This is a genomic window from Rhizobium sp. SRDI943, assembly GCF_057653695.1.
In genome coordinates this window covers 4,180,591-4,192,475 of the sequence record NZ_CM172787.1, presented here as the reverse complement: position 1 = coordinate 4,192,475, position 11,885 = coordinate 4,180,591, and the positions used below count along the sequence as shown (strand labels likewise).

The following is an 11,885-nucleotide window of genomic DNA, read 5'->3' as shown; positions in this document are numbered from 1 at the left end:
GGTCAGTTGAAGCGATAGAATTGACTTGCGGCCTTTGCCGCGAGTTCGGCGAGATTGTCGCGGATGCGGTTCTCGATCAGCCGGGCTGCGTCCGGATATTCTTCGATCAGCCGGTGGAAGAGGGCGCGGGTGATGCGGATGATGCTGGTGTCCTCGCGCGCTACCGCGGTGAACTTGCGCTCCACCAGGGTTACCAGCGCCAGCTCGGAAACCAGGGTTCCGGGACCGGCGATCCCCTCTGTCCTCTGCATGCCGTCGCTGCTCGTCGCGCTCAGCTCCAGGCTGCCGCTGAGGATGACATAGGCACTCTCGGCGGGTGAGCCCTGGCGAAACAGCATCTGGCCGGCAGCGATCATGCGCCGGTCGGCGCCAAAGGCGATCAACCGCAGCTGATCCTCGTTCATGTCCTTGAACAGAGGAAGCTGCGCGAGCATGTGGATGTCGTCGGTCAGCGCCATGCGGGCTTTTCGCCTTAGAGCAATTCCAGCAGAAGTGCGTCGCAGTCTGCGTTCGGAATTGCATGAAAACAAAGAGATAGGCATTTCCGTGATTCGGAGAAAAACGGAACTGCTCTAGGGTATGATCTTGTAGCCGCCGTTTTCCGTGACGAGGATTTCGGCATTGGAGGGATCTCGCTCGATCTTCTGGCGCAGGCGATAAACGTGGGTTTCCAGCGTATGCGTCGTTACGCCGGAATTATAGCCCCAGACCTCTTCGAGCAGCACGTCGCGGGTGACGACCTTCTGTTCGGCGCGGTAGAGATAGCGGATGATCGCCGCTTCCTTTTCCGTCAGTCGGATCTTCTGGCCGTTATCGGTGGTCAGGAGCTTCTGGCTGGGCTTGAAGAGGTAAGGGCCGACGGTAAAGGTCGCGTCCTCGCTCTGCTCATGCTGGCGCAGCTGCACGCGGATGCGGGCGAGCAGCACGGCGAAGCGGAAGGGCTTGGTGACATAGTCGTTGGCGCCGGCTTCGAGGCCGAGGATCGTGTCGGAATCGGTATCGTGGCCAGTCAGCATGATGATCGGCGCCTTGAAACCGCCCTTGCGCAGCAGCTTCACTGCCTCGCGGCCGTCCATATCGGGCAGGCCGACATCCATGATCAGCAGATCGATCGGCGTCGCGCGGGCGGTCGCGACACCTTTGCCGGCGTTGGCTTCCTGCAGAACCGTGAATTCCTCATACAGCGACAATTGCTCCGTCAGCGTCTGCCGAAGGTCATCGTCGTCATCCACCAGAAGAATGGTGCGTGCGGTCATGCCGTTTGCGTCCTCATGTTAAGTCCCCTAGTCCTACGCCAAATTCCTGGTTTGGCAAGGATCGGGCAGCGGGCTGTTGCCGGGTCGGTTTCGATATGATTTCAATCGAAGCCCCAGACAAGGCACGACATGCGAGAAAAATGGAAAAAGCAAGGCAGAGGCGGGGTATGACGCTGTCGACGATGGTGGTGCGTGCTGCGCCGGGGCGCAAGAATCGGGCGATCGTCCGGCTCGGCGCCATCACCGTGCCCGCTGCGATCGGCCGCTCCGGCCGCACAGTGATGAAACGCGAGGGCGACGGCGCCACGCCGATCGCCTCGATGAGGCTGATATCAGGCTTCCGGCGCGGTGAGCGGAATGGCCGGCTCGTCACTCCGCTTTCCATCCGCCGCATCCGCCCCGACATGCTCTGGTGCGATCAGTCCGACAGTGCCAGCTACAACCGCCTCGTCCGGGCGCCGTTTTGCGCAAGTCATGAGGAAATGCGGCGCAGCGACGGGCTCTACGATATCTGCCTGGTGATGGACTGGAACATCTCCTCGCGTGCGCGCAATCGCGGCTCGGCGATCTTCTTCCATCTCATCAGGCCAGACTACGAGCCGACGGCGGGGTGCGTGGCGGTGAGCCTGCGCGACATGCGCCGCCTGCTGCCTCATCTTCGAAAGGGAACGATTGTCCGCATCGTCTGATTGTCTTCCGGATGCGGTCGCCTATATGCTGTCGGTGACCGAACGCTCCGGCTGAAATGCGTTCAGGGACGTCCGCAAGCGCGGGCGCAATTCATGCCTCGTCCAATTCTTCAAACTCCCGGAGATATATTGTGACCGCTCAACCCATCATCACTTTCCATGACGGACATTCCATTCCGCAAGTCGGCCTCGGCGTCTGGCAGACGCCGCAGGATATTGCCGCTCCCACCGTGCGCACGGCGATCGCCGCCGGCTATCGTCATATCGATACGGCTTCCGGCTACGACAACGAAGAGGGTGTCGGCGAAGGCATCCGCTCTTCCGGCCTCGACCGCAAAGACATCTTCGTCACCACCAAACTCAGGAATACCGATCAAGGCTATGACAATACGCTGCGTGCATTCGAGGGCAGCCTGAAGAAGCTCGGTTCCGAGTACGTCGACCTCTACCTCATTCACTGGCCGTCGCCGCATCGCGGCCTCTATACAGAGACCTGGAAGGCTTTCGCCCGAATCCGGGAAGAGGGTCGTGCCCGTTCGATCGGCGTGTCGAATTTCAATCCCGAACATCTCGAGCGTATCATCGGCGAGACCGGCGTCGTTCCCGTCATCAACCAGATCGAGCTGCATCCCGATTTCCAGCAGAAGGTGGCGCAGGAGGCTCATCAGAAGCTGAATATCGCCACCGAATCCTGGAGCCCGCTCGGCCAAGGTAAGTTCATCTCGAACGCCGATATCGGTCAGATCGCCAAAAAACATCAGAAGACGCCGGCTCAGGTGATCATTCGCTGGCACATCGATACCGGCCTCGTCGTCATCCCGAAATCGGTGACGCCGTCGCGCATCGAGGAGAACTTCCAGGTGTTCGACTTCAAGCTCGATGCCGACGACATGGCCGCGATCGCCAAACTCGACAGCGCCGGTGCCCGCATGGGACCGGATCCGATAACGGCGACCTTCTGATCGTCGTCTCAATCATTGCCAAGGCAATCAACGGCCGCCTCGGGAGAGATTACCCGCGGCGGCCTTTGTATGACGGGCCTGCCGCTTCAATAATTACATTTGGACGAGCCGTTGGTCGGGGTAAAACCGAAGTTGCAGGCATTGTTCAGGCGCTGCGGACGCCCGATCGAACCGGTATAATCGTCCGAAGCGAAGGCGCGCGAGGGATACCAATAGCCATTCGAGCTCTTGATATAGCCGGGCCGGGCGCTGCTATAGCCACGATAGCCATTGAGAGACGGTGCCTTGTTTTGCGCGACCTGTTGCCACAAGCCGGAAGAGACCGTGATCGGCGGTGCTGCCGGATGGATCGGCGCAGCCGCGGCGGCATCGATCGATGCCAGCGATACGAACAGGCCCAGGATGGTTTGCGGCAGGCGTCCTGCCATTTTCTGTCTCATGGCTATTCTCCCAGATCACACAACGCGGAACTTTGCTCCTGCATGATTCCTCAAATCGGAATCGATTTAAGGATGAAATTATGCAGCAATCCAAAGTGTTACAGCGTCCTTTGCGCGTCTGAAAAGACGCGCGCGCTGTAGCGCCGCCAGGCCAATGATCGCCGAAACCGGCAATGGACGCCCGAAAGCGTGTCTGTCGAAAGTCGCGCGAGATGCGTCTGAAAGCGCCATCTCGATGAAGCCACAGGCACCCTCCGATGTCGATTGCCCGAACGGGTGAAATCGAGAACGCGGGTCATTCACTGACGAGCCCATGGGAGCATTATCCACCAGGTGCCGAAGGCACGGGGTGCCATAAATGCGAAGCCCACCGATGCGCAGGGGCATCGGTGGGCTTTTGATTGTTATCCGTTTCGACGGATCAGTTCCACTCGCGGATATCGACGAAGTGCCCGGCGATCGCGGCTGCAGCGGCCATTGCCGGCGAGACGAGGTGCGTGCGGCCCTTGAAGCCCTGACGGCCCTCGAAGTTGCGGTTTGAGGTCGAAGCGCAGCGTTCGCCCGGCTTCAGACGGTCGTCGTTCATCGCAAGGCACATGGAGCAGCCCGGTTCGCGCCAGTCGAAACCGGCGGCCTTGAAGATCTTGTCGAGGCCTTCGGCTTCCGCCTGTTCCTTGACGAGGCCGGAACCCGGCACGATCATCGCGTCGACGGTTGAGGCAACCGTCTTGCCTTCGACGACCTTGGCGACTTCGCGCAGATCTTCGATGCGGCCGTTGGTGCAGGAGCCGATGAAGACGCGGTCAAGCGTGATGTCGGTCATCTTCGTGCCCGGCTTCAGGCCCATATAGTCGAGCGCGCGCCACTTGGAGGTGCGCTTGGTTTCATCCTGGATGTCATCCGGGTTCGGAACGATGCCCTGGACGGAGATGACATCCTCGGGCGAGGAGCCCCAGGAAACGATCGGCGGCAGGCTGGCGGCGTCGAGGACGACGACGCGGTCGTAATGAGCGCCCTCGTCGGTCTGCAGCGTCTTCCAGTAGGCGATCGCCTGTTCCAGCGCCTCGCCCTTCGGCGCGCGCGGCTTGCCCTTGATGTATTCGAAGGTCTTTTCGTCCGGGGCGATCAGGCCGGCGCGGGCGCCGCCCTCGATCGTCATGTTGCAGACGGTCATGCGGCCTTCCATCGACAGCGCGCGGATCGCTTCACCGGCAAATTCGATGACGTGGCCGGTGCCGCCGGCCGTGCCGATCTCGCCGATGATGGCAAGGATGATGTCCTTGGCGGTGACGTGCGGCGGAAGCAGGCCGTCGACCCGCACCAGCATGTTCTTGGCCTTCTTCTGGATCAGCGTCTGGGTCGCCAGCACATGCTCGACCTCGGAGGTGCCGATGCCGTGCGCCAGCGCCCCGAAGGCGCCATGCGTCGAGGTGTGGCTGTCGCCGCAGACGATGGTCATGCCAGGCAGGGTGAAGCCCTGTTCCGGACCGACGATGTGGACGATGCCCTGGCGCTTGTCGCTTGCCGAATAATATTCGACGCCGAATTCGGCGGCGTTGGTGGCCAGCGCTTCCACCTGGATGCGGCTTTCCTCGTTCTTGATGCCGAGATGGCGGTCGGGCGAGGTCGGAACGTTGTGGTCGACGACGGCGAGCGTCTTTTCCGGCGCGCGAACCTTGCGGCCGGTCATGCGCAGGCCTTCGAAAGCCTGCGGCGAGGTGACTTCGTGGACCAAGTGGCGGTCGATGTAGAGAAGACAGGTGCCGTCCGGCTGTTCGTCGACCAGATGATCGTCCCAGATCTTGTCGTAGAGGGTACGCGGTGCGCTCATGGCGTTAAGTCCGTTTTTCTGAAGCTTTTGGAAAATCGAGAATGGCAGATCAGGCTCCGCCGGCCGTCATTCGATCAACGAAGTCGGCTGTTGAGCGCACCAGACACACACGCAAAAAACCGCGCCGGCAGGCGATAGTGATCCTGCAGCACGAAAATATGCGCGCCAATGCATCTGAACTTGGATTCCATGGCCCTGCATATAGCGATTTTTCGCGGCGGCTTCAATTTGAATCATCAGCAGGCGCTCTGCGGCCTCTCAGCGGCGCGGCGGGGATTGATCGCTTACCGCGACTTCATCCATTTCTCCGTCCGCCGGAGCGCTAGCGACAGGCCGATCGTCAGGATCAGATAGATATAGGTGACGATCGAATAGGTCTCGAAGAAGCGGAAGGAGCCGGCGGCATAGACCTTGCCCATCTGGGTGATGTCGGCGACGCCGAGCACGGAGACGAGCGAGCTGTCCTTCACCATCGAGACGAAATCGTTGGAGAGCGGCGGGAAGATCACGCGGATCGCCTGCGGGAAGACGACGGAGCGAAAGCGCCGGTAGCGCGACAGTCCGAGCGCCTTGGCCGCCTCGATCTGGCCGAGATCGACCGACTGGAAACCGGCCCGGAAGATTTCGGCGATGAAGGAGGAATAACCGACCGTCAGCGCGATGATCGCTCGCCACATCAGCGAGAGGTCGCGCACCAGGATGGGCTCGGCCATACCTGACGTCACCAGCGGCGAAATCAGGAAATTATAGGCTGCGACCAGAGCCGGCGCGCCGACGAAGGCGACGTAGAACAGCAGCACGAGGATCGGTATACCGCGGATGATCTCGATGTAGAATCGTGCGATCTGCCGTAGCACCTGGCTGTCAGCCATGCCGAGCAGGCAGATGCCGAGGCCGAGCACGGTGGCGAGCACGAAGGCGACCAGCGTGACGAAGACGGTGACGCCGACACCGTTGACGACGGTGCGGAAGACCTGGGCATAGATATCGTTGGCGACGATGACGACGGCAAGGACGATGCCGATCGTGACGAGGGCGACCAGCCACCAGGGATAGTCGTCCTTGACGTGTCTGTCGGGAGATGGTCGCAACGCCATCAGCAGCTGCTCGGCGTCATTTGCCCATCTTGTAGTCGAGGAACCACTTCTTGTTCAGCCCATCCAGCGTGCCGTCGGCCTGGAGTGCGGCGATGGCGGCATTGACCGGGGCGACGAGGTCGGAGCCTTTCGGGAAGATGAAGCCGAAATCCTCAGTGCCGAGCGGTCCGCCGATCAGCTTCAAGGCGCCGTTCGAGGCATCGACATAGCCCTTGCCGGCGGTGCCGTCGGTCAGCACGACGTCGACGTCGCCGGCCTTCAGGGCCTGGACGGTGGCGCCGAAGGTTTCGAAGAGTTTGATGCGCGGGTTCTGCTCGTTGCCATCAAGCACTTCGTAGACCGCGGTGTAGAAGGGCGTGGTGCCGGCCTGCGCGCCCACCAGGCCGTCCTTGAATTCGCCGAAGGACTTGGCATCGGTGAAGCGCTTCTCGTCGCCGCGCACCAGCATGAACTGCTGCGAGCGCATGTACGGATCGGAGAAATCCACCTTTTGCTTGCGGTCTTCCTTGATGGTGATGCCGGTCATGCCGATGTTGTACTGGCCGTCGGACACCGCCTGGATCATCGCGTCCCAGCTGGTGTTCTGGTATTCGACCTTGAAATTCAGCCGCTTGGCGATCTCGTTCATCGCATCATATTCCCAGCCGATCGCCTTGCCGGATTTCGGATCGACGAATTGCAGCGGCGGATAGGCATTCTCGGTGACGACGACGACGCTCTTGCCGCCGAGATCGGGCAGCTCGGCCGCCGATGCGGCGAGGGGTAGAAGAGCAAGGGCGGCGAAGCTCGCAAGAACGGTACGACGAAACAACATTGAACGGTTCCCCAAATTGAACGGCAAAAACTGTCACGGAAGATAGGCCCGAGGCAAGGCCGCCCACTGCGTGCCCGCGCAAAAAATAGAAAAGGCGACCCGAAGGCCGCCTTTCCAAGCAAAGAATTTTGCGTGGCGCAGATCTTATTCTGCTGCCGGTTCCGCTGCAGCGGCGGCTGCTTCTGCGGCGGCCTTTTCAGCAGCGGCCTTGGCTTCCGCAGCTTCTGCTGCTGCCCTCTCGGCGGCGAGCGCCTGAGCTGCTGCAACCTTTTCAGCTTCGATGCGTGCCTTTTCCTCGGCAATGGCGGCGCGCTCGGCGTCGTTGAGCTTGCGGGCGCGGACGCCGGTGTCTTCAACGATACGGGCAGACTTGCCGCGACGGTCGCGCAGGTAATAGAGCTTGGCGCGACGGACCTTACCGCGGCGAACGACGTCGACGCTTTCGATCATCGGCGAGTAGATCGGGAATACGCGCTCGACGCCTTCGCCGTAGGAGATCTTGCGGACCGTGAAGTTTTCCTGCAGGCCGCCGCCGGAGCGGGCGATGCAGACGCCTTCATAGGCCTGAACGCGGGTACGGGTGCCTTCCGTGACCTTCACGTTGACGCGGACGGTGTCGCCCGGGGAAAATTCCGGAAGCGTGCGCTTGGCTTCGATCTTGGCGGCCTGTTCGGCCTCAAGCTGCTGAATGATGTTCATCGTCTTAACCTTTGGTTCTTCTGAAACAGCCAGAGCGCTCAACACTGATCCTTCGGAACTGGCCTCAGGACTTTGCCCGTCAAGGGCGGGAGCGGATTCGCCATTCTTTGTTTGCTGGCAGACGGGGATAAACCCCATTTCCGCGTGCGCCAATACACGAAAGGCCAGGGCTTGTCATCCCTTGGACGGCATTTTTGTGAAAAGGGCTGCAAAATCAGCCGTTTTTCTCACTTTACAGCGCCGATCGTCTTTTCAGACGCACAAAGGACGCTGTAGCATTTTGAATCTACGCATCGCGCTTTCCGATATTCGATCCCGAGTTTCCGGCCGATGCACCAGCCTTTTCCAGCAGATCCGGCCGCCGCTCCCGCGTCAGCTGCACCGCTTCCTGATGCCGCCATTTTTCGATGGCGCCGTGGTTGCCCGAGGTGAGGATCGCGGGAATCTCCCGGCCTTCCCATTCCTGCGGCCGGGTATAATGCGGATGTTCCAGCAGTCCGCCTTCGAAACTTTCGTGCAGGCCGGAAAGATCGTTGCCCATGACACCGGGCAGGATGCGGATAATCGCATCGAGCACGATCAGCGCCGCCGGCTCGCCGCCTGATAGGACGTAGTCGCCGATCGAGACCTCTTCCAGCTCGCGCGCCTCGATCACCCGCTGGTCGATACCCTCGAAGCGGCCGCAGACGATGATGACGCCGTCGCCCGCCGCGAGCTCGCGCACACGCTCCTGCGTCAGCGGCCGGCCGCGCGGGCTCATCAGCAGTCGCGGGCGGGTATCGTTTTCTGAGGCGCTGTCGATCGCACGCGCAAGAACGTCGGCCTTCAGCACCATGCCGGCGCCGCCGCCTGCCGGGGTGTCGTCGACGGTGCGGTGTCTGTCGGTGGCGAAGTCGCGGATCTGCACCATGTCCAGCGACCATTGCCCCCGCTCCATCGCCTTGCCGGCGAGCGAGAAGCCCAGATGCCCCGGAAACATTTCCGGATAAAGTGTCAGCACGCTCGCCCGGAAAGCCATCACTTCTTCTTTTTCGGCTTGTCGGGAGTGAATTTCGAAAGCTCTTCGGGATCTTCGACCAGCCCCGCCGCCAGCGGATCGATCAGCAGCGTGCCGGCCTCGAGGTCGATCTCCAGTACCGAGGCTTCCGAGAAGGGGATCAGCACCGGGCGTTTGCCCGGACCTTTGAGTTCCAGCAGGTCGCCGGCGCCGAAATCGAACACGCCGGTGACCGTGCCATAGCTGACACCCTTGTCGTCACGCGCCTCGAGCCCCTCGAGGTCGGCGTAGTAGAACTCGTCGTCCTCCAGCTCCTCGTCCGGCAGGTTGTCCCGCTCGATATAGAGTTCAAGCCCGTTCAGAGCCTCGGCGGCATTGCGGTCGTTGACGCCGCGGAAACGGACGACGACGACATTCTTCATCTCGCGGATTTCGAGGACTTCGAAGCTGCGGCCGTCCATGCTGTGCAGATGGCCGTAGTCGCCAAGCGCGCCGGGATCGGCCGTATAGGCCTTGGCGCGCACCTCGCCCCGGAGGCCTTGCGCGCCACCGATCGTCGCCATCAGAACGGGGTTTTCAAGCTTGGTCATGGGTTCCTTCATGTGAAGCCGAAAGACAGGTTTCTCATAAACGAAGTGCAGGCGATTGGAAACGAAAACGGGCGGCATGTCGCCATGCCGCCCGCTCGAAGAGAATGTCGCGATTATTCCGCGGCGTCGGCAGCAGCAGCCGCAGCGTCGGCGACCTTCTGAGCCTTTTCGGCGGCGCGTTCCTGGGCGCGCTTGCCGGGCTTTGCCTTGACCGGGTTGTTCTTGACTTCGCGCTTGGCAACGCCGGCCTCATCGAGGAAGCGCAGAACGCGGTCGGTCGGCTGAGCGCCGTGTTCGATCCAATGCTTGATGCGCTCGGCGTTCAGCTGAACGCGCTTCTCATCGTCCTTGGCAAGCATCGGGTTCCAGGAACCGAGGTTTTCGAGGAAGCGGCCGTCACGCGGGCTGCGCGCATCGGCGAGAACGACGTGGTAATACGGGCGCTTCTTGGAACCACCGCGGGCGAGACGAATTTTCAGTGCCATGTTCTTTACTCCTTGGGCTTTTCTTGACCGCTATCTTGAGCGGTACGGGTTATCGGGCTGCAGCGCTCTGTTCAGCGTGATCCGCAGCGATCTGCTCATGATGCCGGATGACTTCCTTGATGACGAAGTTCAGAAACTTCTCAGCGAAATCCGGGTCCAGATTGGCGGCTTTCGCCAGCTGGCGAAGGCGTTCGATCTGGTATTCCTCGCGCGCCGGGTCGGCCGGCGGCAAATTGTATTTGGCCTTCAGCACGCCGACCTCTTTGGTGCAGCGGAAGCGTTCGGCCAGCATGTGCACGAGAGCGGCATCGATATTGTCGATCGACTGACGATAGCTCGCGAGCTGGGCTTTGACGTTTGGATCAATCATGGGGCAAGCGATCCTTTCACTTCTTCTTCGGCAATCCGGGCAATCCCGGGAAACCACCGCCAAGGCCCGGCAGCTTGGCGCCGCCGAGGCCCGACAAACCACCCGGCAGACCGCCGAGACCGGGCATGCCCCCACCCGGTTTTCCAAGCCCCGCCGCTTCCGCCTGCTTCTGCAAGGCCTCGAGCTGCCGGGGATCGATATTCGAGAGATCGGGCATGCCGCCACCCATGCCGCCCATGCCGCCGCCGAGCCCCATCTTGCCGGCAAGGCCGCCCATCATCTGTTTCATCATGCCGCCTTTGCCCTTGCCGCCCATCATCTTCATCATGTCCGCCATCTGGCGGTGCATCTTCAGAAGCTTGTTGATGGCGGCGGCATCGGTGCCGGAACCGGCGGCGATGCGCTTCTTGCGCGAATGCTTGAGCAGGTCGGGATTGGTGCGCTCGGCTTTGGTCATCGACTGGATGATGGCGATCTGGCGGCCGAAAAGCTTGTCGTCGAGGCCGGCTGCGGCCATCTTGTCCTTCATGCCGGCCATTCCGGGCATCATGCCCATGATGCCGCCCATGCCGCCCATCTTCTGCATCTGGCGCAGTTGGTCGGCGAGGTCATCGAGATCGAACTTGCCCTTGGCCATCTTGGCGGCCATGGCGGCTGCCTTCTCGGCGTCGATGTTTTCCGCCGCGCGCTCGACGAGCGAGACGATGTCGCCCATGCCGAGAATACGGTCGGCGATGCGGCGGGGATGGAATTCCTCCAGCTCGTTCATCTTCTCGCCGACGCCGATCAGCTTGATCGGCTTGCCGGTGACGGCACGCATCGAAAGAGCGGCACCGCCGCGGCCATCGCCGTCCATGCGGGTCAGCACCAGACCGGTGATGCCGACGCGTTCGTCGAAACTGCGGGCGAGGTTGACGGCGTCCTGACCTGTCAAACTGTCGGCGACCAACAGGATTTCATGCGGGTTCGAGCGCTTCTTGATGTCGGCCATCTCGACCATCAAGGGCTCGTCGATATGCGTACGGCCGGCGGTGTCGAGGATGACGACGTCATGGCCACCAAGCTTTGCGGCTTGAACGGCACGAGCAGCGATATCGGTCGGCGACTGGCCTGATATAATAGGCAGCGTGTCGATATTGGCCTGAGCGCCGAGCTGGCGAAGCTGCTCCTGCGCGGCCGGACGGCGCGTGTCGAGCGATGCCATCAGCACCTTCTTCTTCTCGCGGGTCGACAGGCGGTGGGCGATCTTTGCCGATGTCGTCGTCTTGCCGGAGCCCTGCAGGCCGACCATCATGATGACGACAGGGGCAGCGGCATGAAGGTCGACGCCGACCCCTTCGCCGCCCAGCATCTCGATCAGTTCGTCATGCACGATCTTGACGACCATCTGGCCGGGCTTGATCGACTTCAGGATCTCGGCGCCGACAGCCTTTTCACGCACGCGGTCGGTGAAGGAACGCACGACGTCGAGCGCGACGTCGGCCTCCAGCAACGCACGGCGAACCTCGCGCAGCGCTGCGGAAACATCGGCTTCCGAAAGCGCGCCACGGCCTGTCAGTCCATTCAGAATGGATCCAAGACGGTCCTGGAGGTTTTCAAACATCGGCTCTTCCTTGATACGTTTCGGGCGGGTTTTTATATGCCCGGAAACGTCG

General features: G+C 61.5%; 14 protein-coding genes. 2 read left to right on the top strand and 12 right to left on the bottom strand.

Translation table 11 applies throughout. The features are described 5' to 3' along the window. Positions 1–2: 2 nt before the first annotated feature. Both AC245Y_RS21100 and AC245Y_RS21095 read right to left on the bottom strand, forming a co-directional pair. Positions 3–458 carry a cyclic nucleotide-binding domain-containing protein gene (locus AC245Y_RS21100; RefSeq protein WP_017995456.1) on the bottom strand — a complete coding sequence of 152 codons (456 nt, stop codon included), beginning with the start codon at positions 456–458 and terminating at the stop codon, positions 3–5. Positions 459–572: 114 nt separating this feature from the next. After that, positions 573–1,256, bottom strand: coding sequence for a response regulator transcription factor (locus tag AC245Y_RS21095; protein WP_017995455.1), 684 nt, complete (start codon positions 1,254–1,256; stop codon positions 573–575). 167 nt (positions 1,257–1,423) lie between these two features. Between AC245Y_RS21095 and AC245Y_RS21090 the strand changes: the two genes are divergently transcribed. Further along, the gene (locus tag AC245Y_RS21090; protein ID WP_017995454.1) at positions 1,424–1,945 is read left to right on the top strand and encodes a L,D-transpeptidase family protein; all 522 of its coding nucleotides are present in this window, start codon (positions 1,424–1,426) and stop codon (positions 1,943–1,945) included. A 131-nt stretch (positions 1,946–2,076) separates the two neighbouring features. Further along, a complete protein-coding gene (locus AC245Y_RS21085; protein WP_017995453.1) occupies positions 2,077–2,907 on the top strand; it encodes an aldo/keto reductase in 831 nt (276 codons plus the stop codon). 86 nt (positions 2,908–2,993) lie between these two features. Here AC245Y_RS21085 and AC245Y_RS21080 read toward each other — a convergent pair whose 3' ends face one another. The 10 genes from AC245Y_RS21080 to ffh form a co-directional block, all read right to left on the bottom strand. Continuing rightward, a complete protein-coding gene (locus AC245Y_RS21080; protein ID WP_017995452.1) occupies positions 2,994–3,347 on the bottom strand; it encodes a hypothetical protein in 354 nt (117 codons plus the stop codon). A gap of 421 nt (positions 3,348–3,768) precedes the next feature. Then, on the bottom strand, positions 3,769–5,178 hold the full coding sequence (leuC, locus tag AC245Y_RS21075) for a 3-isopropylmalate dehydratase large subunit (RefSeq protein WP_003543674.1): 1,410 nt from the start codon (positions 5,176–5,178) through the stop codon (positions 3,769–3,771). Positions 5,179–5,462: 284 nt separating this feature from the next. Beyond that, positions 5,463–6,275, bottom strand: coding sequence for an amino acid ABC transporter permease (locus AC245Y_RS21070; RefSeq protein WP_012759375.1), 813 nt, complete (start codon positions 6,273–6,275; stop codon positions 5,463–5,465). 16 nt (positions 6,276–6,291) lie between these two features. After that, the gene (locus AC245Y_RS21065; RefSeq protein WP_017995451.1) at positions 6,292–7,089 is read right to left on the bottom strand and encodes a transporter substrate-binding domain-containing protein; all 798 of its coding nucleotides are present in this window, start codon (positions 7,087–7,089) and stop codon (positions 6,292–6,294) included. A 144-nt stretch (positions 7,090–7,233) separates the two neighbouring features. Next, entirely contained in the window at positions 7,234–7,788 is a 555-nt protein-coding gene (gene rplS / locus AC245Y_RS21060) for a 50S ribosomal protein L19 (protein ID WP_012759374.1), read from the bottom strand. Positions 7,789–8,074: 286 nt separating this feature from the next. Continuing rightward, positions 8,075–8,806 (bottom strand): tRNA (guanosine(37)-N1)-methyltransferase TrmD, encoded by a 732-nt coding sequence (trmD, locus tag AC245Y_RS21055; protein WP_026157501.1) that lies wholly within the window; start codon positions 8,804–8,806, stop codon positions 8,075–8,077. Next, positions 8,806–9,375 carry a ribosome maturation factor RimM gene (rimM, locus tag AC245Y_RS21050; RefSeq protein ID WP_012759372.1) on the bottom strand — a complete coding sequence of 190 codons (570 nt, stop codon included), beginning with the start codon at positions 9,373–9,375 and terminating at the stop codon, positions 8,806–8,808. Before rimM ends, trmD begins: the two co-directional genes overlap by 1 nt. 113 nt (positions 9,376–9,488) lie before the next feature. Beyond that, entirely contained in the window at positions 9,489–9,860 is a 372-nt protein-coding gene (gene rpsP / locus AC245Y_RS21045) for a 30S ribosomal protein S16 (protein ID WP_003543667.1), read from the bottom strand. Between the two features lie 49 nt (positions 9,861–9,909). After that, on the bottom strand, positions 9,910–10,230 hold the full coding sequence (locus AC245Y_RS21040) for a chorismate mutase (protein WP_003543666.1): 321 nt from the start codon (positions 10,228–10,230) through the stop codon (positions 9,910–9,912). 16 nt (positions 10,231–10,246) lie between these two features. Continuing rightward, the gene (ffh, locus tag AC245Y_RS21035; protein WP_017995448.1) at positions 10,247–11,833 is read right to left on the bottom strand and encodes a signal recognition particle protein; all 1,587 of its coding nucleotides are present in this window, start codon (positions 11,831–11,833) and stop codon (positions 10,247–10,249) included. Positions 11,834–11,885 lie beyond the last annotated feature (52 nt).